The 21,177-nt window shown below is 70.5% G+C and carries 20 protein-coding genes; 8 read left to right on the top strand and 12 right to left on the bottom strand.

Going from position 1 to position 21,177, the window contains the following annotated elements:
* Positions 1-196: 196 nt before the first annotated feature.
* Positions 197-820, top strand: a complete 624-nt coding sequence (locus LBN7_RS14420) for a GntR family transcriptional regulator (RefSeq protein WP_407360049.1) — start codon at positions 197-199, stop codon at positions 818-820.
* On the opposite strand, the gene LBN7_RS14415 is transcribed toward LBN7_RS14420, so the two are convergent.
* The 6 genes from LBN7_RS14415 to LBN7_RS14390 form a co-directional block, all read right to left on the bottom strand.
* Positions 811-1,833: an alpha/beta hydrolase gene (locus LBN7_RS14415; RefSeq protein WP_407360048.1), complete on the bottom strand. Its 1,023-nt coding sequence runs from the start codon at positions 1,831-1,833 to the stop codon at positions 811-813. The genes LBN7_RS14420 and LBN7_RS14415 overlap by 10 nt on opposite strands.
* A 37-nt stretch (positions 1,834-1,870) precedes the next feature.
* Positions 1,871-2,908, bottom strand: coding sequence for a hypothetical protein (locus tag LBN7_RS14410; protein WP_407360047.1), 1,038 nt, complete (start codon positions 2,906-2,908; stop codon positions 1,871-1,873).
* Positions 2,909-2,972: 64 nt separating this feature from the next.
* Entirely contained in the window at positions 2,973-4,346 is a 1,374-nt protein-coding gene (locus LBN7_RS14405) for an FAD-dependent oxidoreductase (protein ID WP_116635665.1), read from the bottom strand.
* Between the two features lie 61 nt (positions 4,347-4,407).
* A complete protein-coding gene (locus LBN7_RS14400) occupies positions 4,408-5,469 on the bottom strand; it encodes a polyprenyl synthetase family protein (RefSeq protein ID WP_116635664.1) in 1,062 nt (353 codons plus the stop codon).
* A gap of 47 nt (positions 5,470-5,516) precedes the next feature.
* Positions 5,517-6,236 carry a class I SAM-dependent methyltransferase gene (locus LBN7_RS14395; protein WP_116635663.1) on the bottom strand — a complete coding sequence of 240 codons (720 nt, stop codon included), beginning with the start codon at positions 6,234-6,236 and terminating at the stop codon, positions 5,517-5,519.
* Positions 6,233-6,796, bottom strand: coding sequence for a hypothetical protein (locus LBN7_RS14390; RefSeq protein ID WP_341947747.1), 564 nt, complete (start codon positions 6,794-6,796; stop codon positions 6,233-6,235). The genes LBN7_RS14395 and LBN7_RS14390 overlap by 4 nt, the downstream gene beginning before the upstream one ends.
* A gap of 55 nt (positions 6,797-6,851) precedes the next feature.
* Between LBN7_RS14390 and LBN7_RS14385 the strand changes: the two genes are divergently transcribed.
* Complete coding sequence (locus tag LBN7_RS14385) at positions 6,852-8,102, top strand: isochorismate synthase MenF (RefSeq protein WP_407360046.1); 1,251 nt, start codon at positions 6,852-6,854, stop codon at positions 8,100-8,102.
* Between the two features lie 47 nt (positions 8,103-8,149).
* Here LBN7_RS14385 and LBN7_RS14380 read toward each other — a convergent pair whose 3' ends face one another.
* Genes LBN7_RS14380 through LBN7_RS14370 form a run of 3 tightly spaced genes read right to left on the bottom strand, consistent with a single transcriptional unit; the run spans position 8,150 to position 11,023 of the window.
* Entirely contained in the window at positions 8,150-8,992 is an 843-nt protein-coding gene (locus LBN7_RS14380) for a polyphosphate kinase 2 family protein (RefSeq protein ID WP_407360045.1), read from the bottom strand.
* Positions 8,993-9,008: 16 nt separating this feature from the next.
* A complete protein-coding gene (menD, locus tag LBN7_RS14375) occupies positions 9,009-10,676 on the bottom strand; it encodes a 2-succinyl-5-enolpyruvyl-6-hydroxy-3-cyclohexene-1-carboxylic-acid synthase (protein WP_407360044.1) in 1,668 nt (555 codons plus the stop codon).
* The gene (locus LBN7_RS14370) at positions 10,673-11,023 is read right to left on the bottom strand and encodes a PLD nuclease N-terminal domain-containing protein (protein WP_116635658.1); all 351 of its coding nucleotides are present in this window, start codon (positions 11,021-11,023) and stop codon (positions 10,673-10,675) included. Before LBN7_RS14370 ends, menD begins: the two co-directional genes overlap by 4 nt.
* Before the next feature lie 100 nt (positions 11,024-11,123).
* Here LBN7_RS14370 and LBN7_RS14365 point away from each other — a divergent pair, with 100 nt between their 5' ends.
* Positions 11,124-11,867 carry a hypothetical protein gene (locus LBN7_RS14365; RefSeq protein WP_407360043.1) on the top strand — a complete coding sequence of 248 codons (744 nt, stop codon included), beginning with the start codon at positions 11,124-11,126 and terminating at the stop codon, positions 11,865-11,867.
* Positions 11,868-11,896: 29 nt separating this feature from the next.
* Here the strand turns inward: LBN7_RS14365 and arfB are convergent, their stop codons facing one another.
* Together arfB and LBN7_RS14355 are read right to left on the bottom strand one after the other, a co-directional pair.
* Positions 11,897-12,337: an alternative ribosome rescue aminoacyl-tRNA hydrolase ArfB gene (gene arfB, locus LBN7_RS14360; protein ID WP_407360042.1), complete on the bottom strand. Its 441-nt coding sequence runs from the start codon at positions 12,335-12,337 to the stop codon at positions 11,897-11,899.
* 55 nt (positions 12,338-12,392) lie between these two features.
* A complete protein-coding gene (locus tag LBN7_RS14355; RefSeq protein ID WP_341947742.1) occupies positions 12,393-13,664 on the bottom strand; it encodes an MFS transporter in 1,272 nt (423 codons plus the stop codon).
* A 70-nt stretch (positions 13,665-13,734) separates the two neighbouring features.
* Between LBN7_RS14355 and LBN7_RS14350 the strand changes: the two genes are divergently transcribed.
* From LBN7_RS14350 to LBN7_RS14340, 3 genes are all read left to right on the top strand, one after another.
* Positions 13,735-14,361 carry a TetR/AcrR family transcriptional regulator gene (locus LBN7_RS14350; RefSeq protein WP_116635654.1) on the top strand — a complete coding sequence of 209 codons (627 nt, stop codon included), beginning with the start codon at positions 13,735-13,737 and terminating at the stop codon, positions 14,359-14,361.
* 72 nt (positions 14,362-14,433) lie between these two features.
* The gene (locus LBN7_RS14345; protein WP_407360041.1) at positions 14,434-16,188 is read left to right on the top strand and encodes a sensor histidine kinase; all 1,755 of its coding nucleotides are present in this window, start codon (positions 14,434-14,436) and stop codon (positions 16,186-16,188) included.
* Complete coding sequence (locus LBN7_RS14340; protein WP_407360040.1) at positions 16,176-16,841, top strand: response regulator; 666 nt, start codon at positions 16,176-16,178, stop codon at positions 16,839-16,841. Before LBN7_RS14345 ends, LBN7_RS14340 begins: the two co-directional genes overlap by 13 nt.
* 33 nt (positions 16,842-16,874) lie before the next feature.
* Here LBN7_RS14340 and LBN7_RS14335 read toward each other — a convergent pair whose 3' ends face one another.
* Positions 16,875-18,119, bottom strand: a complete 1,245-nt coding sequence (locus LBN7_RS14335) for a serine hydrolase domain-containing protein (RefSeq protein ID WP_407360039.1) — start codon at positions 18,117-18,119, stop codon at positions 16,875-16,877.
* A 191-nt stretch (positions 18,120-18,310) separates the two neighbouring features.
* Between LBN7_RS14335 and LBN7_RS14330 the strand changes: the two genes are divergently transcribed.
* Positions 18,311-19,549, top strand: a complete 1,239-nt coding sequence (locus LBN7_RS14330) for a serine hydrolase domain-containing protein (protein WP_407360038.1) — start codon at positions 18,311-18,313, stop codon at positions 19,547-19,549.
* The gene (gene dacB, locus LBN7_RS14325) at positions 19,546-21,123 is read left to right on the top strand and encodes a D-alanyl-D-alanine carboxypeptidase/D-alanyl-D-alanine-endopeptidase (RefSeq protein WP_116635649.1); all 1,578 of its coding nucleotides are present in this window, start codon (positions 19,546-19,548) and stop codon (positions 21,121-21,123) included. The genes LBN7_RS14330 and dacB overlap by 4 nt, the downstream gene beginning before the upstream one ends.
* Positions 21,124-21,177: the final 54 nt, after the last annotated feature.

Here is a 21,177-nt window from a genome sequence, read left to right as displayed (position 1 = left end):
TCCGCGTCCGTCGGCCGCAGAGAACTCCGTCAGCATCCTCGAGAGCCGCCGTGGCGCCCGTGCGTCATGTTCCGTGCGCGAGGAGTTATGCGCGTAGTGTGTTGGCATCCTGCGCGATCTGTGATGAGAGGCCCACCCGGGCGCATCACGTAGCAGGAGAAGGAAGAGCAATTGGGGGCGGGGGTCCATGGGCAGCATGGGAACGAAGAACGTGGGCGAGAACAAGCAACTGCTGGCGGAGGAGGTCTTCCAGCACATCGGCCGGCAGATCGTCGACGGCACACTGGCCCCGGGGCAGCGCATCCGCGATCTCGACGTGGCCGAGCGGATGCACGTCTCCCGGACGCCGGTGCGGGAAGCGCTGCAGCGCCTGGAGCGCCTGGGGATGGTGACGATGTACCCGAGTCGGTACACCGAGGTCACCGAGGTCACGACCGACACCGTGGCACAGTCGCTCGCCTTCGCGGGGTACCAGGCGGGTATCGCCGCCCGCCTCGCCGTCCCGCAGCTCAGCGCCGCGCAGCGCGCGCATGTCGCCGGACTCGTGGAGGCGATGTACGACTCGCTCCATGACAGCACGCTGACCACCGACACACGCTGGGACGTGTTCGCCTACCTCGGCGCGCACAGCCAGAACGCCCAGCACTGCACGGTCATCGAGGAGACGACGGTCGCGCTCCTGCGCAATCTCCGTCACTGGACCGTGCCCGTCGACGACCGGGAGCGGATGCTGCAGGTCTACGTCGACTTCCATGACGCGGTCCTCCGCGGCGACGGGGATGAGGCGGAGCGCCTCACCCGGGCGATGCACTACCTCTGAACGAGCGCTCCGCCGGACGCCTGCCAGCCGGTGACCCAGCGCTCGAGGCGCCGATAGGCGTCTTCCCTCGCCTCGTGCCGCGAGAGGAAGACGTCGTGCAGCGCCCCGTCGATCCGCTCGACGGTCACGGACGAGCCGAGGCGCAGGGCCGCGCGCGCGATGTCGTCGACCACCAGCACGGAGTCGGCCGCGGTGAGCTCTTCCGACCAGCGGGTGGGCACGGCCGAACGGGCCGAGAGGAGCACGCACACCGGAACGGGGATCGCGAGTCCCGACGCGACGGTGCGATGGCCCGAGAGGATCGCGTGCAGCCAGCCGGCGTACACCGCCATCGTCTGGGTGGGGCGCCAGAGCGGATTCACCTCCATGGGATCGTCCGGATCGGCGACCTCCTGCTGCGCCCTCGAGTAGAAGCCCAGATCGACCTGAGGGGCCACCTCCCGCGGACGGAGCCGTGCCTGCAGCTCGACCATCGGCGCGATCGCCGCACGCACCGGGGCGATCTGGAACTCCAGCCACGGGCTGTTCAGGATCACCGCGTCCGCGGCATCCGGATGACGCGATGCCCACAGGCTCAGGGTCAGTCCGCCCGTCGAGTGCCCGAGGAGCACGAGCCGTCGGCTGTCGCTCCCGTCGATCGCGTGCCCCATCGCGTCGAGTGCCGCGGCGATGTCCTCGTCGTAGGTCGCGAGATCGGCGACGTATCCCGGCGTCTGGCCGTCGCGGAGACTGCGGCCGTAGTTGCGCAGGTCGAGCGCGAAGAACCGCGCTCCCCTCGCCGTCCAGAACCGGGCGAGACGCTTCTGGAAGAAGTAGTCGGACCACCCGTGCACGTACAGCACGTCTACGTCATCCAGCAGGGGGCGACTCCCCCGCAGCCGATCCCACCACCCCTGCGCGGGCGGCAGCGCCCGCACGAGAGTCGCCACGACCGGTCCCTGGTCGTCGTCGCGGAGCTCGAGGGTGAGCTGCTCGAACTCCTCGCCGAGAACGTCTGCGATCCAGTCGGCCATGCGCTCCACCCCCCTGCGGCCAGGCTAGCCGAGGACGCTACTGCGGCGCCGGACGCCCGACCGTGAAGTTCTGCACGACGTGCTCGGCGACCTGCGTCAGGTCGGAGATCCCGGAGCCCTCGAAGGTGGTGAGGCGGATCCAGTCGGAGCCGACGCGCACATCGAGGACAGGGCGATCGAATTCGTCGACGCCGCGGAGCGCGGCATCCGCTCCCTCGATCTCGACGGCCGTGCCGCCCTCGATCAGCTCGAAGGCCCACGCGCCGCCGGGCAGCGTGGTGATCGTCAGGTATCCCTGCGACTCGTACTCGCTCTCGCCGGAGGCGTAGTAGCAGATGCGCGAGCCGTTGACGGCCTGGTAGACCTCCGACGGGATGCCCCAGCCCCCGAAGGAGTCGATGAGGAACACCTCTGTGCCGAGTTCCTCGGCGAGTTCGTCCTTGGTCAGGAACTGCGCGCACTCCACGCCGACGATGTCGCTGGGGGCGAGCTCGACGTCCTTGCTCGTCGCGACGGCCGCGGCGGCGATGCGGCGAAGGCCCTCGTCGATGCGCGCGGCATCGCCGGAGCCGACCTCCGGCTCCATCATCTGAGCGGAGACGAGCACGTCTCCGTCGAGCACCTGGAAGACGCAGATCCCGTTGTCCTCGCAGCGCGACTCCTCGCCCCACCATCCGCCGCGGGACTCCGCACCCGTGATCACGGTCTGCGCCCGGGGAACGACCGTGACCTCCCAGCTGCGCGAGTCGTCTCCCGTCGAGCAGGCGATGCCGCCGGCGCGCTGGAACGCGTACAGCGCGGGTCCGGGGTACCAGTTGGGCATCGAGACGCGCGAGAGGGTCTCCTCCACCGCCCCCGCCGGCGCGCCGACGAGAGCAGACATCTCCGCCGCGACATCGTCGCACGTCACGTCGAACGCGGGCGTCGGCGCGACGATCGGATCCGAGGTCGGCGTCGGTGTCGGGCTGGGCGACGGGTCCACGGATGCCGTGGGAGTGGGCTCCGGCGTCGGCGCGCAGCCCGACACGAGGAGCAGCGCCACCGCGCCGAGGATGAGGAGAGGTCGCCGTCGCATGCTCTCAGCCTAGGAGGACAGCCCCGACACGACGGGATCGGCTCGCAACGATCGGATGACGGTGCTACTCGCCGCGCGAGACCCGCACCATCTCGTCGCGCGGGACGACCTTCACGCGAGCGCGCTCGTGCGGTGCGCCGAGACCGATCTCGTGCTCGTCCAGGCGGTGCCATCCCTCGAGGTCGGTCCACTTCACGCCGCGCTCCTGCAGGAGAGCAGGGATCGACTCCTCCGAGGGGTCCTCCGGCTGCCACCACGACCCCTGGTCGTTGATGATGTGCCGGACCGTCTCCATGGCGTCGGACTTGGTGTGACCGATCAGGCCGACCGGTCCGCGCTTGATCCAGCCCGTCGCGTAGATGCCGGGCACGCGCTGGTTGGAGTCCTTCGCGAGCACCTGCCCCTCGCGGTTCGGGATCACGCCGTGCTTCTTGTCGAACGGCACTCCGGGCAGCGGCGAGCCGAAGTAGCCGATCGCGCGGTACAGCGCCTGGATCGGGACCTCGCGCAGCTCACCGGTGCCGACCGCGCCGCCCTCGCCGTCCGGCTGGGTGCGCTCGTACACGAGCGCCGCCACGCGGCCGCTCTCGTCCTTGCGGACCTCGACGGGCCGCGCCCAGAAGTGCAGGTGCAGGCGTCGCGATGCGGTGCCGCCCGCGTTGTTCACCGAGTCGCGCTTGCGCCACGACTGCAGGACGCGGTCGATGACCATGACCTGCTTGTTGCTGGCGACCGCCTCCTTGGAGGCGTCGTCGTAGTCGAAGTCCTCGTCGTAGACGACCATGTCGACGTCGCGGAGCTCGCCGAGCTCGCGCAGCTCCAGCGGCGTGAACTTCACCTGCGCGGGGCCGCGGCGCCCGAACACGTGCACGTCGGTGACCGCACTCGCCTGCAGGCCCTCGTAGACGTTCGCCGGGACCTCGGTGACGAGCAGATCCTCGGCATGCTTGGCCAGCATCCGCGCGACGTCGAGCGCCACGTTGCCGTTGCCGATCACGGCGACCGACTCGGCATCCAGCGGCCACTCGCGCGGCACGTCGGGGTGGCCGTCGAACCAGCTGACGTAGTCGGCGGCGCCGTAGGAGGCGACGGCGTCGACACCGGGGATGTCCATCGACGTGTCCCGGATGGCGCCGGTCGCGAAGATCACGGCGTTGTAGTGGTGCTTGAGGTCTTCGAGCGTGATGTCCTCGCCGAAGCGGACGTTCCCGAACAGGCGGATGTCGCCGCGGTCGAGCACATCGCGGAGGGCCGTGATGATGCCCTTGATGCGGGGGTGATCGGGGGCGACGCCGTAGCGAACGAGGCCGTAGGGCGCCGGAAGCTGCTCGAACAGGTCGATGGAGACGTCGAACTTGCGCTCGGCCTTCAGCAGGATGTCCGCGGCGTAGATGCCTGCGGGGCCCGCACCGACGATGGCCAGTCTGAGCTTGGTCATGGGAGGTCCTTTCGTGTGCCGTCGCGCCCGTCGTGCGACCGCGTGGGTCGCATCGCCGGATTCAGCTGGAGCGATCGGCGAGGGTCTCTGCGAATCGGGTCAGCGCCTCACGCACCGTGCCGCGCGGGAGCGGTCCGAGCGCGTCGATCGCGTCCTGCGTCCAGGCGTGGGCGAGTTCCAGGGTCTTCGTCGTCACGGCGTGATCGCGCAGCTCGTCGAGCGGTCCGTCGAGGATCGCCGGATCGGCGCCGTCGGCGATGAGCGCCACACCGGCATCGATACGCGCGCCGAGGTCGATCGATGTCGCGTCCGTCTCGGCCTTGAGCAGCAGGTACGGCATGGTGGGCACGCCGGCACGCAGATCGGTGCCCGGGACCTTGCCGGTGTCCTCGGGCTTCGCCGAGAGGTCGATCACGTCGTCCATGAGCTGGAAAGCGACGCCGATCTTCTCACCGTAGACGCGCATCGGCTCTTCGTACTCCACGGGAGCGTTCGAGAAGATCACACCGCCCTGCGTCGCGGCGGCGATCAGCGAACCCGTCTTGTCGGCGAGCACCTGGATGTAGAACTGGATCGGATCGTCGTCGGGCTGCGCGCCGATGGTCTCGTGCATCTGGCCGAGCACGAGTCGTTCGAACGTGTCGGCCTGGAGACGGATGGCGCGCTCGCCCAGTCGCGACATGAGCTGGCTGGCGCGGGAGAACAGGATGTCGCCGGTGAGGATCGCGATGCTGTTGCCCCAGACCGCATGCGCGGCGGGGACCCCGCGGCGGCGATCGGCGCCGTCCATGACGTCGTCGTGGTACAGCGAGCCGAGATGCGTGATCTCGAGCGCCTTGGCGACGTCGATCACCTCGTCGGTGTTGCCGTCGCCGAGCTGCGCGGCGAGAAGGGTCAGCACGGGACGGATGCGCTTGCCACCGGCCTCGTAGAGATAGCGGCTGGCGGCGTCGGCGAGCGGATCGGCGACGCGCACGTCTTCGGCGAGTCCGGTCTCGACGCGCTCCAGACCGTCTTCGATGGCGCGCGCGACGCGGCGGGCGGCGGGGCCGATGAAGACGCGATCGCTGAAGCCGAGACGGCTCGCCAGTCGCGAACCCGGGGCGATGGGGCTCGAAGTCACGGTCCCAGCCTACCTTCGTCGGGTGCGGCGGTTTGCGCCCGGGATTCTCACTCGGGCTTGCGCGCTCTGTGGAGGGCCACGATGCCGAAGGAGAGGTTGCGATAGGCCACCTCGGCCCAGCCCGCCTCGCGGATCCAGGCGGAGAGCTTCTTCTGGTCGGGCCACTCCCGGATCGACTCGTTGAGGTAGTCGTAGGCGTCGCCGTTCGTCCCCGCGACACGGGCGACCCGGGGCAGCACCTGGTCGTTGTAGAACCGGTAGGCGCCGCGGAAGAGCTTGCCCGGAGGCGTGGAGAACTCGTTGATGACGAGGCGGCCTCCCGGCTTCGTCACGCGGAGCAGCTCGCGGAGCGCCTTCTTCGGATCGCTGACGTTGCGCAGGGCGTACGACATCGTGACCGCGTCGAACTCGGCATCCGCGAAGGGAAGGTCGGTCGCGTCGGCCTGCACGAAGGAGAGGTTGCGCATCGCGCCGTGTCGGCGCTGTCCCTCGGCCAGCATCCCCGGTGAGAAGTCGGCGGCGACCACCTCTGCGCCGCTGCGGGCGAGGGATGCCGACGACGATGCGGTGCCCGCCCCGAGGTCGAGGATGCGCTCCCCCGGCTTCGGCGCCACGGCCCTCGTCGTCGCCGCGCGCCAGAGCGCGTCGTTGCCGAAGGTCATCGCCGTGTTGGTGCGGTCGTAGCCGGCGGCGACCTGGTCGAACATGCCGCTGACGCGGGCGGGGTCCTTGCCGAGATCGGCGCGGTTCTTCTCGTTCGGGGTCACGCGTTCAGTCTAGGCGCGAGGTCCAGGGCTTCGAGGCGGTCGAGCCAGGCGTCGGCGGTGGCATCGTCGAACGGCGCGATCTGCGCGCGGACCCGCTCTTCGAGATCGAGCGCGAGCGCCTCGAGCCGTGTCATGATCTCCGCCGGGTACCCGTACTGCAGGCTGTGCTCCGCCCACTCGTCGCGATCGTCGACCCAGGTGCCACGCTCGCCCTCGACGCGCACGACATCGAGGTCCATGTCGATGCCGGTCGCGAGAAGCGGCTCCGCCGACCACCGGACATCCCATCCGAGGTCGATGTAGATGCGCATGCCGTTCGGGTGATCGCGGTTGACCGTGAGTGCGAAGTCGGTCTGCCGCGGCACGAGCGTGACGTTCGGGCCGGCGGCGACGAACTGCGCGCCGGGACGGGCGCTGCTCCACCCGACCGGCTGCCCGATCCAGTCGCCCCACTCGTCTGAGCCGAGGTACACGCACTCGTGGCGCCAGTGCGGCGCACCGTCCCACTTGCGCCACTGGAAGATCATCTCGGCACCTGTGGCAGGACGTGCATCGCTCATGCGCCCACCCTACGACGGCGCGGTTCCGGTCATCCGCGCGGCATAGGCTGGAGACGTGCACACCACCCACCTGGTCGTGGAGACCCGCGAGATCGACCCGGTCGAGGACCTCCTGGCCTACGCGGATCCCGCCCGCCCGCTCGCCTGGCTGCGCCGCGGCGATGGCATCGTGTCGGTCGGCGAGCCCCTCGCCGCGATCCGCCCGCCCGCCGGAGACGAGCCGCGCAGCGCAGCCCTCGCCACGTTCTGGCGCGGCATGGCCGCCCAGGCGGAGATCGATGACGCCGTCGGCCTCCCCGGCACGGGGCTGGTGGCCTTCGGCGCCTTCGCCTTCGACGAGGAGTCGGCCGCCGACAGCGTGCTCGTGGTGCCCACGAAGGTGCTCGGTCGCCACGGCGACCGGTTCTGGGAGACCCGCATCCGCGTCGCCGGAGCATCGGATCCCGACGAGGAGTTCGCCACCCACCCGTACGGACCCCACTGGGCGGGCACTGTCGGCCCCGGTGCGCAGAGCCCGCAGGGCTACCAGGACTCCGTCCGCGCCGCGCTCGCGCGCATCGCCGGCGGCGAGCTGAGCAAGGTCGTGCTGGCCCGAGACCTCACCGGCAGCATCCCGGCCGGCTCCGATCTGCGCCGCCTGGTCCGCGCCCTGTCGACGGGCTACCCCGACACCTGGGCGTTCGCGGTCGACGGGCTGATCGGCGCGAGCCCCGAGACGCTGGTGACCGTGCAGAACGGCACCGTCACGGCCCGGGTCCTCGCCGGCACGATCGGGCGCGGGGCCGACGCGGATGCCGACACCGCGGCATCCGCTCATCTCGCCTCGAGCACGAAGGATCTCGACGAGCACCAGTACGCCGTGCAGAGCGTGCTCGCCTCGCTCCGCCCGCACACACGGGCGCTCGCTGCGAGCGAGCAGCCGTTCCTGCTCAAGCTGCCGAATCTGTTCCACCTGGCGACCGACGTCGAGGGCGAGCTCGGAAACGGCGAGTCGGCGCTCGATCTCGTGCGGGCGCTGCATCCGACCGCGGCGGTCGCCGGGACGCCGACGGCGGCCGCGATCGCCGCGATCCGCGACCTCGAGCCCTTCGACCGCGGCCGCTATGCGGGGCCGGTGGGGTGGGTGGATGCCGCGGGCAACGGCGAGTGGGCCATCGCGCTGCGCTGCGCCCAGTTCACCGCGGCCGCCGACGACATCCACGTGACCGCCTATGCGGGCGCGGGCATCGTCGCCGGTTCCGACCCGGAGTCGGAGCTGCTCGAGACCAGGGTCAAGTTCCGCCCGCTGGTCGACGCGCTCGCCTGACGCGTTTCGTCTCGTCGCTGCGCTCCTCGCTCAACGACCGGTAGGGGTCAGCTCGCGGCGAGGCGCTTCTTCTCCGCCTCGACGTCGAAGTCGGCGCCCGGCCATTGCGGATCGATGTCCTCGAGAGCCGCGAGCAGCAGCTCCTGCACAGCCAGGCGCGCGAACCACTTGGAGTTCGCCGGAACGACGTACCAGGGTGCGGCCTCGGTGGACGTGCGGTCGAGAACGGTCTGGTAGGCCTCCATGTACTTCGGCCACAGCAGTCGCTCGTCCACATCGCCCGGGTTGTACTTCCAGTGCTTGTCCGGTCGTTCGAGGCGCTCCATCAGCCGGGCCTTCTGCTCCTCGGGTGAGATGTGCAGCATGACCTTGACGATGCGGGTGCCGGACGCTGCGACCCGTGCCTCGAACTCGTTGATCGCGGCGTAGCGGCGCTCGATCTCGGGCCCGTCCGCGAGCTGGCGCACGCGTCCGATCAGCACGTCCTCGTAGTGGGACCGGTCGAAGACGCCGATGAATCCGGGTTCCGGCAGGCGCTTCTCGATGCGCCAGAGGAAGTCGTGCGTACGCTCCTCGGCCGTCGGCGCCTTGAAGGCCGCGAGCGAGACGCCCTGCGGGTCGACGCCGCCGACGACGTGCCGCACGATCCCGCCCTTGCCGGCCGAGTCCATGGCCTGCAGCACCAGGAGCACGGAGTCCTGGGCTGTGCCGACCCGGCTCTCGGCGAAGAGCCTCTCCTGCAGGTCGTTGAGTCGCACGAGCCCGGCGGCGAGATCCTTCGCCCCCTGCGCCTTGCCCTCGTCGTAGCCGGGCTTGCTGTCGGGATCCACGTCAGCGAGGCGGAAACCGTCTCCGACTCGCAGCAGGTTCGTCCAGGTGTGCGCGTTCATACGCACATCCTGCCAGTCAGCGGGCCAGCGGGACCTCGATGATCTGACGACCGCCGCGTGGCGAGGTGAGCGCCTGGTCGAGCGCAGGGCGCGTCGTGACCCGCTGGTACTCCCAGCCGTAGGCGAGTGCGAGGTGCTCGAGCCGCACGGTGTGCGGCGTGTAGAAGGCCCGGTCGAGATCGTTCGGACGGGCGGATGCCGCGACCTCGAGCGCATCGAAGATCGTGCCGCCGCCGTCGTTGCCCACGATCACCTGCAGCCGGGGTTCGGTCTCGTCGGGAGGGAGCAGCAGCGCGCCGACATCGTGCAGGAAGGCGAGGTCGCCGAGCAGCACGCGGGTGATCCCCGGGTCGCCGGCGGCCTGGCTGGCGAGGGCGATGCCCGTGGCGGTGGCGATCGTGCCGTCGATGCCGGCCAGCCCGCGGTTGGCGTGCACCGGGACCTTCTTGCCGGCGAGCACCGCGTCTGCGACGCGCACGAGCCGCGACGACCCGAACATCAGCCGATCGTGCGGCCATGTCGCCCGCCACACGGCGTCGACGAGGAGCTCCCGGTCGAGAGGACGGCGGACGGCGTCGAGCTCGGCCTTGACGGCCTCGCGGCGGGCGGCGAAGTCCTTCGAGGCGAGTCCCTCGGGATCCGGGGCCTGCTCGCTCAGGTCGACGACTTCGGCCGCGGAGGCCGCGAGCCATTCTCCGAGCCAGGCGCGGTCGGCGTCACCGTCCGCGACGGCGACGGCGCCGACGGCGAGGGTGCGGCCGTTGAGGTTGAGCTCCTCGCCACCCCGGCGCACGGCGACGACATCGACGCCGTCCCGCGACAGGAGCGCGGTCACCTCGCGGCTCAGCGTCGGATGGCCCAGGACGACCACCCGCTCGATGCGGCCGCCGAGATCGTCGCGCCGCAGGAGCGCCCGGTAGCCGTGGACGAGCTGGCGGCCGAAGCGGGATCCGCTGACGATCTCGGCGATCAGGGGCCAGCTGCCGGCGTGCGCGATCTCCTCGGCGGCGGCTCCCGCGTCGGCGCCCGCGACGACCACGGTGCGAGGTCCGCGCTCGAGCACGAAGGACTCGGCGGGGATGGGGCGAGGGGCGTCGCCGGAGACGATCGAGAGCTCCGGTGGCAGCCCGGAGAGCGGCTCGCGGGACGGCAGGTTCAGATGCACGGGTCCGGCGACTCCGGGGAGACCGGGCGAGGAGTCCGAGCCGCCCATCGCCGCCGCGACCGCGCGTGCGGCAAGGCCCGACCAGTCGCCGTCGCCGGGGACGGGCGCGTCGATCTGGTCGCGCACCCAACGCTGGAAGAGTCCATCCTGCCGGGTCGCCTGATTCGCCCCGACGCCCCGGAGCTCGGGCGGGCGGTCGGCCGTCAGCAGCAGCAGTGGCACCCCGGAGTGGAAGGCTTCCATGGTCGCCGGGAGCAGATTGGCGACGGCCGTGCCCGACGTGCACAGCACAGCCGCGGGCACGCCGGTCTCACGACTGATTCCGAGCGCGGTGAATCCGGCCACGCGCTCGTCGATGCGCACGTGCACCCGCAGGAGCCCCTCGTCGGCGACGCGCACCGCCGCGAGCGCGAGCGCCTGCGACCGGGAACCCGGCGAGAGCACGACGTCGCGCACGCCGTGCGCGACGAGATCGGCGAGCAGCGATGCCGCAGCATCGGTCGCCGGCGATGAGGTCACGGGCGCGGATCCGCGGCGGGAGGCTCGTCGGTCTCCTCGTCGAGGCGGGCGAGCTCCTCTTCGAGGCGCTTGATGCGGGCATCCTGCTCGGTCTTGCCGATGCTCTGGAGGAACGTGGGGTCGTCGTCGGGTGCGAGCACACGACGCTGGCCCTGATCGTTCGCGCGACGGCGGCCGATCGTGAACCAGAGGATGCCGCCGATGACGGGGATCAGCACCACGATGGCGATCCAGGCGGCCTTGGGCACACCACGGTGCCGCGTCGCCGGCTGCACAGCGCAGTCGACGATGCTGAACACCCAGAACACGGCGGCCAGGAAGCCCCCGACGATCAGTAGTCTCGCCACCCTTACAGTGTAGGCGCGTCGGCAGGCGCCCGGCCCCGGGGCCGGGCGCTCACCGGAAGTGCCCGTTCCGTCCCGCCGCGGGCGGGTGCATGATGTCGGTATGGGCGAGCGCTCCTCGCCGGGGTCCTCGTCCGCGGACGGCAGCGAGGGCACGGCATCCGAGGTAGAGCGCACCGCACCGGCGACGGAGTCGGATGCGGCGCTCGCTCGGCGTGCGCAGATCCTGGCGACCGAGCACTGGGGCCTGCTCGCCGCGCGCAGCACCGCCCAGAGCGAGGTGCTGACCCGCATCACGATCTTCCTCACCCTCGTGTCGGCGGGGCTCGTGACGATCGGCCTCCTCGGTCAGGCATCCGGATTCGCCGGGTGGTTCGGCGGCGCTTCGCTCGCCATCCTGGCGTTCCTGTGTCTCATCGGCTTCATGACGCAGGTGCGGGTCATGAACGTCTCGGAGGAGGACATGATGTACGTCGTCGCCATGAACCGGCTCCGCGGCGCGTACGTCGACCTCGACCCGCACGTCGAGGAGATCTTCCTCGCCTCGACGTACGACGATCAGGACGGCATGAAGCTGACCTACTCGTTCCTGCGGCGCCGCAGCGTCAGCATCCTGCTCGGCAGCTCCGTGATGCTGCTGATCGTGGTCAACGCCTGCGTGACGGGGCTCCTCGTCGGCTCGGCCATCGTCGCCGGCGGCGGGACGTTCGAGTGGGCCGTCGGCCTCGGGATCGCGGTCGGAGCGGCCCTCGCGGCCGGGTTCATGACGTTCGGCGGCGTGGGGTTCCGCTCCGCCTGGAAGAACTACGTGCCGCGCCGCAGCACACCCGCACCGACGCCGCGCTGATCCCGGACCGCGCGTCAGCCGGCCGAGGGTCAGGTATCTCGGGGGCGCTGCCGCAGCTGCTTGACGTCGGTGCGGCGCTGCTTCGCCTTCAGCCGCCGCTCTTTCGACCCCCGGCTCGGCTTCGTCGGTCGGCGCGACGGCGGCGGCGGCCGCAGCGCCTCGGCGACCAGGGCGGCGAGACGGGCGCGAGCGGCATCCCGATTGCGCAGCTGGGCGCGGTGCTCGGATGCCGCGATCGTCAGGACCCCGTCGACGAGGCGACCGCTGAGACGCTCGAGGAGACGCTCGCGCTGCGCCGGGGTCAGCGTCGAGGAGCCGGCGGCGTCCCAGACCAGCTCGGCGCGGGAGTCGGCCGTGTTCACGCCCTGCCCGCCGGGCCCGGATGACCGGGAGAACCGCCAGGACAGCTCCGACTCCGGGATCGTGACCCCCGCCGTGACCCGGAGGCCGGGTCGATGAGGAGCGGCCATGAGACCATCATCCTCCCCCCGCACGAGGGCGGGCGACCCGGCGCGGCATCCGATCTCAGGCGACGACCGGAGCCTGCTCGACCGGCTCTGCGCTCGGCGACCTCTTCGCCGTGTTCGCGATGTGCGCACGACTCACGACGATCACGGCGACGATCATGAGCGCGGCGCCGAGCCAGTACGGCGCGGCGTGGCTGATCGTGACGTAGAGGGCGCCGGCGATGAGCGGCGCCACCGTGCCCATCGCCGCGTTGAGGGACTGCGTCGCGCCGCCGAGCCAGCCCTGCTCGTCGTCGCCGACCGCGTTCGACATGGCACCGTCCATCGCCGCCTGCGAGGCCCCCTGCCCTGCGGCGAGCAGGAGCGCGCCGACGATGAACAGCCACGGCTGCGCGAAGATCGAGGCCACGACGGCGAGCCCGATGAGTCCGACCATCTGGGCGACGATGCCGCTCACGATGACGCCGCGCTCGCCCATCCGCGGAAGCAGGATGCCGAGCAGGACGCCCTGGATCAGGATGTCGATGATGCCGACCGCCGCCGTCATCAGCCCGATCTGGGTCGGCCCCCACTGGATCGAGTCGAGCGCGAGCACGCTGAAGTTGTTCACGAAGAAGCCGAACGGCAGGGCCAGGATTCCGAAGCCGATCATCAGTCCACGGAGCTCCCGACGGCCGAAAGCGTTCTTGAACACGGCGAACGGCTGGACGTCGCGCAGGGCGATCGCGCCGATGCGGTTCTCGGGCTTGAGGCTCTCGGGGAGCAGGAAGATGCTGAGGATCGCGATGGTCAGCGCCACGGCGGCGGTGAGGAAGACGGGGAGCTGGATGCTGATCGCCGCCAGGAGTCCGCCGATCGCCGGGCCGATCATCATGCCGATCCCGGAGAGCGCACCGAGGAGGCCGAATCGCTGCGCGCGCTTCTCGGGCGGGGTGATGTCGGCGAGGTACGCGAAGAGCGCCGGCAGGTCGCCCGCCGTCATCCCCTGGATGACACGCGCGAGCACGAGGACCCAGAGGGCACCGCCGATGCCGAACAGCGCCATGGAGAACGCCGCGCCGAATGCGGCGGCGATGATGACGGGCCGGCGACCGAAGCGATCGGAGAGGCGTCCGAGGAACGGCGCGATGAGGAAGGCGCAGAGTCCGTTGACGGCCTCGAGAATGCCGACCCAGATGGCCAGGTCCTTCTCCTCCGACACGTACTGCAGGACGACGAAGGGAAGAACGGGGAGGACGACCGTCATCCCGATGACGGTGAGCATCGTGAGAACGATGAGCATGACCCAGGCGCGCTTCGCACCTCGGACGGGGAGAATTGGTGAAGTCATACCGAAAGTGTATCGATACCAGTTTTGGTGTCAAGCCAGTTTTGTATCGAATGCGCGGTAGGCTGAGCGCATGGCATCCACCGAGCAGCCGTCCGCCGCGCCGATCGGGCGCAGAGAGCGGAAGAAGGCCGCGACGCGCAAGGCGATCTCCGACGTCGCGACGAAGATGTTCCTCGAGCGCGGATTCGACAACGTGAGCATCCGCGAGGTCGCAGACGCCGCAGACGTCTCCCCCACGACCGTGTTCGCGCACTTCCCGCAGAAGGAGGCGCTCGTCTTCGACGAGGACGACGAGCAGCGCGACCGGCTCGTCTCCGCCGTGCGCGACCGGCCGGAGGGCAGCACGATCAACCGGGCGATCCACGACTTCTACGCCGCCGAGATCCGTGCCAACGTCGACGAGCACGGCAATGACGTCACGCGCATCTTCCTGCGCTTCCTCAACGAGACACCGGCGCTGCGCGACTACGCGGCGAAGATGTGGCTGCGGCACGAGGACGCGCTCTCCGCCGCCATCGCCGAGGAGCTCGGCCTGCCGGGACCCACCGCCGAGACCCGCGTCTACGCGCGCTTCGTGCTGCAGATGCAACTGCTCGTCAACGAGGACGACGACCAGCTCGGCACGCTCGACGCCGGGTTCGCGGTGCTGGAGAGCGGGTGGGCTCCGATAGAGGCACGCCTCACCGCCTCTCGCTGATCGGTTGCTCTCCCGGCGGGCGTCCGCCAGTGTGGAACCACCCTCACCCGCATCCCCAACGAGAGACCATCCGTGTCATCACAGGCCCCCGTCTCGCCCCTCACCCGACCGACACCGAGACGCCTGCAGGGCGGTCGGATGGGATCCCTCGAGATCGCGCTGATCTTCATCGGCATCCTCGCCGCGCTGACCGGCGTGATCGTGATCACCGTCGGCGCCACGGGCGCCGGTGACCCGGTCGCGGGCATCGGTCTGGTCGCGCTCGCGTGGATCTGGGCGGTCGCCGGGATCATCGCCTGGTGGCGGAGACCGACCAACGGGATCGGCCCGCTGCTTCTGATCGGCGCCGTCTCGGTCTTCCTCGTCAGCACGGGGTACGTCGGTGCTCCGGGGCTCTTCTGGGTGAATGCCGTCTTCGCGACCACCCCGCTGGGTGTGGCGATCCACCTGCTCATGGCGTTCCCGTCCGGCCGCGTGCGCGGACGCCTGGCGGTGCTCGCCGTCGTGCTCGGCTACGTGACCTGCATCGTGTTCGACACGGCGCGCGCCCTCACGGAGGGCACCGCGGCATTCGAGCTGCTGTCGTTCCTGCAGAGCGTGCTCGGGCTGACGTCGATGGCACTGGCCGCGATCGTGCTCGCGCGCCGTCTGCGGGCGGCGGACGCCGCCCATCGGCGGGTGCTGCTCCCCCTGTTCACCTACGGCCTCCTTGCCGTCGTCTGCCTGCCGCTGCTCCCGAACCTCCTGTTCCCGATGGGCGTCGGATTCGACGTCGTCGTCTCCCTGCAGGGTCTGCTGCTCGCCGGGCTCCCGATCGCCTTCCTCCTCGGCGTGCTCCGCGGCGGCTTCACACGCACCACCCCGCTGGAGGCTCTGAGCGAATGGCTCGCGATCCGCGGGGCCAGCCGGCCCGCCGTCGCCCAGGCGCTCGCGACCACCGTCGGTGACGACACGCTCCGTGTCGCGTACTGGGACGCCTCCCGCGGCCAGTACATCGACGAGCGCGGCGAGAGGGCACCGGTCGATCCGGATGCCGCCGACCCCGACCGGGCCTGGCTGCAGGTGCGGGTCGACGACGAGCTCGTCGGCGGCATCGAGTACGACGCGCGCATGATCGCCGAGCCCTGGCCGGTGCGCCGCGCCGCCGAGGTGCTCGCCATCGCCCTCGACCGCGAGCGCCTGACCACGCAGCTGCTCGTCAGCAACGAGGCGCTCACCCGATCCCGTGTGCGCATCGTCGACGCCGCCGACCGCGAACGCTCGCGCATCGCCCGCGACCTGCACGACGGGCTGCAGATGCAGCTCGTCCTCCTCGGGATCGAGGCCCAGACCATCGCGGACGCCGCCGCGGAATCGGCGACGACCGGCGACATCGAGAAGCTGCGGCGCGGCATCGACCTGGCGGCGGCGGACCTGCGCCGGCTCGTGCACGACGTGCTGCCGGCGGCGCTGCTGGAGCGAGGGCTGGTGGCCGCGACCGAAGACCTCGTGGATCGTCTGTCGGTGCCCGCCACCCTCGTCGCACAGGTCGACGAGACGGCCATCACGACGTCGACCGCCCACACGGCCTACTTCATCATCGCCGAGGCGCTGTCGAACACGGTCAAGCATGCCGATGCCTCCCATGTGCGCGTGACCCTGGGCCAGCGCGACGGCCGGATCGCCATCGCGATCGAGGACGACGGCGTCGGCGGCGCGCGGATCGGGGCCGGCGTGGGGCTGCGGGGCCTCGCGGACCGGGTGGATGCCCTCCAGGGCACCATCGCGATCCGGTCGGAGCCGCTGCGCGGCACCAACATCGAGGTGGAGCTGCCATGCGCGTCGTGATCGGCGAGGACGAGGTGCTGCTGCGGGAGGGCATCGCGCACATCCTCACGAATGACGGATTCGAGGTGCTGGCAGCCGTCAGCGAGGCTGTCGAGCTCGAACGCGAGGTCGAGCGCCATCTGCCCGACCTGGTGCTCACCGACATCCGGATGCCGCCCACCCACACCGACGAGGGGCTCCTCGCCGCGCTCCGGATCCGTCGCGCCCACCCGGGCATCGGCGTGGTCGTCGTCTCGCAGCATGTGCAGCGCCGTTACGCGGCCGAGCTCCTCGAGGACGGAGCCGGCGGGTTCGGATATCTGCTCAAGCAGCGGATCTCGGATGTCCGCACGTTCACGGCGGACATCCGCCGTGTCGCCGCCGGAGGCACCGCGCTCGATCCCGAGGTGGTCTCGGTGCTGGTCGCGCGGGCGAGCCGCGGAACCTCCGCCGTGGCGCACCTGACCCCGCGACAGGTCGAGGTGCTGGGCCTGATGGCACAGGGCCGCAGCAACGCCGCGATCGCGGCCCAGCTGGTGCTGAGCGAGAAGGCCGTGGTGCAGCACACCTCGAGGATCTACGACGCGCTCGGCCTGCCGGTCGACGCGGACGATCACCGTCGCGTGCTCGCGGTCATCCGCCACCTGCAGGCCGCGGTCCCGCCCGCGCCCTGACTCGCAGGACACCGACGGGACCTCGGGCTCGCGTCAGAGGCCGTACATCTTCTCGATCAGCGACCGGGCGATGAGGGCAGCCGCCGGATTCCCCTCCATGTTCGGCGCGAGCGTGGCCCAGACGACCACGGTCACGTCGGTCTCGGGGTCGTACCCCATGAACGAGTTGTATCCCGGCATCTCGCCGATGTGCCCGTAGAACGACCCCATGCCGGCCACGCCCCAGCCGTACGCACCCTCTCCGTCAGACGGCTGGACGCTCTCGATGCGCTTCTTCTGCATCTCATCGCTCAGCACTCCGCCCCCGCCGAGTGCCTCGACCCACGTCGCGAGCTCCGGCGCGGTCGAGATGCCCGCCCCCGCGGACCATGCCCAGGACGGATTGTCGTCCGTGTGATCCGTCGGCAGCAGCTCCCCCGCCTGCGCCGCCGCGAGCTCATCGGCCGGCAAAGCCGAGCCCTCCATCGTGTCGACGTTGTTCGAGAACATGTAGCCGTGGGCCACCGGCTCGGCGATCGACGCGTCCGCGAGCGCCGGGAACGACGTCTCGGTGAGGCCCAGCGGCTCGAACAGCCTCTCCTGATAGATCTCGGGCAGCTTCTTCCCCTCGAGCTGCTCCGCGATCAGCCCCAGCAGGACCGTGTTCGTGTTGGAGTACATGTACCCCTCGCCCGGCGCGAAGTACGGCTCCCCCGCCAACCCCATCCGCACGAGCTCCTCCGGGTCCCACACTCGGTCGGGGGTCTCATCCAGCGCCGCGTTCAACTCGAGAGTCGTCGTGTAGTTGAACAGTCCGCTGCGCATCGTCAGCAGCTGCTCGATCGTGATGTTGTCGCCGTTGGGCACGTCGGGACGGTACTTCGACACGGGATCCTCGAGGGCGATCCTGCCGTCCTCCACCAGCTGCAGGATCACGGTGCCGGTCCAGGTCTTGGTGTTCGACCCGATGCGGATGTGGTCGTCGAGCGTGACGGGCGTCGAGCCTCCCCACTCCGTCACGCCGTACGGCACCTCGATGTCGCCGTCCGGAGTGCGCACGATCACCACGGCGCCCGGCAGCATCATCTCCTCCGCCTGCTCTTCGAACATCGCCGTCAGCGCCGCGGCATCGAACTCCACGGCGCCGTCTGCCGCTGCCGAGGGCTTCGCGGATGCCTCCGGCGCGGGTGCCGCGCACCCGGCGAGCCCCACGGCGACCGCCGCGGTCGCGACGACCGCGAGCAGGCGCTGCGACCGCGATGCTCCACGCCGCAGCGCTGATCTCTCGTAACCCACCATGTCCTCGACACCTTCCCCTCGGGCCTGCGGGCATGCAGAACCTCGATCAGTCTCGCGGGTGGCAGAGGCGACGGCTATGGACCTGGGTCCCCTCTCGATCAGGGACCGGGGTCCATTGCGGACGACACCCCTCGGGGAGAAAAGTGGGCATGATGGGCCACCGCCCTCGGAATCCGACGCTGGGAGACCCCATGACACACCGCATCCGTCGTCCGCTGCTCGCGCACACGCACGAGCGCGCGCGAACACCCCGATCCGATCGGCGCACCGTGGCGGGCATCGCCGCCGTCGGAGTCATCTCCCTGCTGCTGGCCGGATGCGCGGGCTCCACCGCTCCGGAGGGGAGCGCGGCGCCGACGGCCACGGACTCGCTCCGGCCCGCGGCGCCCGGGGGCGAGCTGCCCGCCGACCTCCAGACGGAGCTGCAGGAGATCGTCGACCGGACGATGGCCGAGTACGACGTGTCGGGCGCCGCGGTCGGCGTGTGGATCCCCGGCGAGGGATCGTGGACCTCGGCCGTCGGCCTCGCCGACATCGATGCCGACACGCCTGTGTCGCTCGACATGACCTGGCCGCTGCGCAGCGTCACGAAGTCGTACACCGTGACCCTCATCCTCCAGCTCGTCGACGAGGGGAAGCTCAGCCTCGACGACACGATCGGCCAATACGTCGACGGGATCGCGAACGGCGACAGCATCACGATCCGCCAGCTCGCCGACATGTCGAGCGGTAACGCCGACTACACGTCGACGGAGGCCTTCGGCGCCGCCTACAGCGCGGACGAGGCGAGGATCTTCACTCTCGCCGAGCTGAACGACTTCCTCGTCGGCCAGCCGGCGGCATTCGCCCCCGGCGAGCGCAAGGTCTACACGAACGCGAACACCAACCTCCTCGGCGCCGTCGTCGAGAAGGTGACCGGTCAGCCGTTCGCGGACGCGCTCGACGAGCGGATCCTGCAGCCCCTCGGCCAGAGCGGCACCCGCTACACCCTGGACGCCTCCACCTGGACGGATCACCCGAACGGCTACGTGCTGCTCGACGGCGAACAGGTCGTGCAGAACGACAACCTGTCGATCTACGGACCGGCGGGATCGATGGTGAGCACGCTCGATGACGCGCGCGTCTGGGCCGAGGCGCTCGGGTCGGGGCTCCTGCTCGAACCGTCGACGCAGACCGAGCGGCAGAGCGGCGCGCCCCTCGAGGAGGGCCCGCCCTACGACCAGTACGCACTGGGCATCGGCGAGACGAACGGCTGGTGGGGGCACAACGGCGAGGGACTGGGATTCACGGCTGCCGTGTTCCACGACCCCGAGACCGGCGCGAGCATCGCGGTGTTCATGAACGCCTCCAACGTGGTGCCCAAGGCCCACCCGGCCGATCAGACCTTCCGTCGGATCGCCGAGGCCCTCGCCGCCGGGAGCGGAGAATGACCCCGGGGTCCCTCCGCCGGGGGGCGGCGGCCGCCGCCGTGGCGGGTCTCTTCCTGGTCGGCACGACGGCCTGCACCGCCGAGGACGCCGCGGATCCGAACTCCGTCGACGGTCTGCCCGATGCCGCACTCGCGGTCATGAACCAGGAACGGTACGAGCACGCCACCTGGTCGATCGCGGTGACCGACCTCGAGACCGGCGAGGAGCTCATCGATCTCGGCGCGAACCGGATGGTCGAGCCGGGCTCGTTCGTGAAGACGTACAGCGCGGGCGCCGCGTGGCTCGAATGGGGACCGGACCACACCATCACGACGCCCGTCAAGCGCACCGGCGAGATCACCGCGGGAGTCCTCGGCGGCGACCTCGTGCTCGTCGGGATGGGCGATCTCACGATGGGCGGCCGCACGAAGGACGACGGGACCGTCGACTTCGCGAACCTCGACCACAACGACGCGAACTTCCTGCCCGGTTCGAGTCTCACCCCGCAGGACCCTCTCACCGGACTCGACGACCTCGCGGCCCAGGTGAAGGCGGCGGGCATCGACTCCGTCGCCGGAGACGTGCTGGTGGACGACCGTCTGTTCACCGGCAAGCTCGGCGGCCAGGCGGTGACCCCCATCATCGTCAACCAGAACCTGGTGGACGTCATGGTGCACCCGTCCGAGCCCGGTGAGCCTGCCACCACCGAGATGGTGCCGGTCGTCTCGCCGTGGATCGTCACATCGACCGTCGAGACCGTCGAGGCGGGCGGCGTTACCGCCATCACCCTCGAGGACTCCTCGCGCGACGGCGAGGTCGTCGTCTCGGGCACGATCGCCGCCGACAGCGTGCCGCAGCTCAAGTCCTACGCGTTCGACGACCCGGCCACGTTCGCGCGCACGGCGTTCATCGAGGCACTCGGGCGCGCGGGCGTGGCGGTGGGCACCGATCCCCTTGCCACCAACACGACCGAGACCCTCGCCGACTTCGCGGCCGTCGAGGCGCTGCCCTCGGTCGCCGAGCTGGAGTCGCTCCCGCTCGAGGAGGAGGTCACGTATGTGATGAAGATCAGCTACAACCGCGGTGCGCAGACCCTCGTCTGCCGCCTGGCCGTGGAGCGCGGCGAGACCGACTGCGACAAGGGCATACCGATCGCCGGCGAGATCTGGAAGGAGGCGGGCCTCGACGTCACCGGAGCGTCGCTGATCGACGGCTCGGGCCTGGAGGGCAACTACGTCACGCCCGCCAACGCCCTGCAGATCCAGACGCTGATGGCGGAGCGTCCCGATGCGGAGCGCTGGAAGGCCACGATGCCGGTGCTCGGTGTCGACGGCTCGCTCGTCATGGTCGAGGCCGACGGCCCCGCTGCCGGCAAGGTGTTCGCGAAGACCGGAACCCTCCTCAACAGCGACCCGTTCAACCAGAGGTTCCGCCTCTCCACGAAGACGCTCGGCGGCGTGATGGAGACGGCCTCCGGTCGCGACCTCGCGTTCACGATCATCGTCACGCAGGGGTTCCTCCCCGATCCGAACGGCATCCTCGACGCGAACGACGACGTCGGCGCGGTCGCCGCGATCATCCAGCAGGCGTATTGATCGGCTTCCGCCGACACAGAAGAGGACGCCCGGGCCTGAGCCCGGGCGTCCTCT

The organism is Microbacterium sp. LBN7 (assembly GCF_045690345.1).
Classification (GTDB): domain Bacteria; phylum Actinomycetota; class Actinomycetes; order Actinomycetales; family Microbacteriaceae; genus Microbacterium.
The sequence above is the reverse complement of the archived record's forward strand: the minus strand, read 5'-3'. Positions and strand labels throughout refer to the sequence as shown.

Bases quoted from the DNA above. Each gene is read 5' to 3' on its own strand.
- LBN7_RS14330 (WP_407360038.1), top strand. From the start codon at position 18,311: ATGACACACCGCATCCGTCGTCCGCTGCTCGCGCACACGCACGAGCGC.
- LBN7_RS14420 (WP_407360049.1), top strand. From the start codon at position 197: ATGGGAACGAAGAACGTGGGCGAGAACAAGCAACTGCTGGCGGAGGAG.
- LBN7_RS14405 (WP_116635665.1), bottom strand. From the start codon at position 4,346: ATGACCAAGCTCAGACTGGCCATCGTCGGTGCGGGCCCCGCAGGCATC.
- dacB (WP_116635649.1), top strand. From the start codon at position 19,546: ATGACCCCGGGGTCCCTCCGCCGGGGGGCGGCGGCCGCCGCCGTGGCG.
- LBN7_RS14340 (WP_407360040.1), top strand. From the start codon at position 16,176: ATGCGCGTCGTGATCGGCGAGGACGAGGTGCTGCTGCGGGAGGGCATC.
- LBN7_RS14410 (WP_407360047.1), bottom strand. From the start codon at position 2,908: ATGCGACGGCGACCTCTCCTCATCCTCGGCGCGGTGGCGCTGCTCCTC.
- LBN7_RS14390 (WP_341947747.1), bottom strand. From the start codon at position 6,796: ATGAGCGATGCACGTCCTGCCACAGGTGCCGAGATGATCTTCCAGTGG.
- LBN7_RS14350 (WP_116635654.1), top strand. From the start codon at position 13,735: ATGGCATCCACCGAGCAGCCGTCCGCCGCGCCGATCGGGCGCAGAGAG.
- arfB (WP_407360042.1), bottom strand. From the start codon at position 12,337: ATGGCCGCTCCTCATCGACCCGGCCTCCGGGTCACGGCGGGGGTCACG.
- LBN7_RS14380 (WP_407360045.1), bottom strand. From the start codon at position 8,992: ATGAACGCGCACACCTGGACGAACCTGCTGCGAGTCGGAGACGGTTTC.
- LBN7_RS14335 (WP_407360039.1), bottom strand. From the start codon at position 18,119: ATGGTGGGTTACGAGAGATCAGCGCTGCGGCGTGGAGCATCGCGGTCG.
- LBN7_RS14355 (WP_341947742.1), bottom strand. From the start codon at position 13,664: ATGACTTCACCAATTCTCCCCGTCCGAGGTGCGAAGCGCGCCTGGGTC.
- LBN7_RS14365 (WP_407360043.1), top strand. From the start codon at position 11,124: ATGGGCGAGCGCTCCTCGCCGGGGTCCTCGTCCGCGGACGGCAGCGAG.
- LBN7_RS14415 (WP_407360048.1), bottom strand. From the start codon at position 1,833: ATGGCCGACTGGATCGCAGACGTTCTCGGCGAGGAGTTCGAGCAGCTC.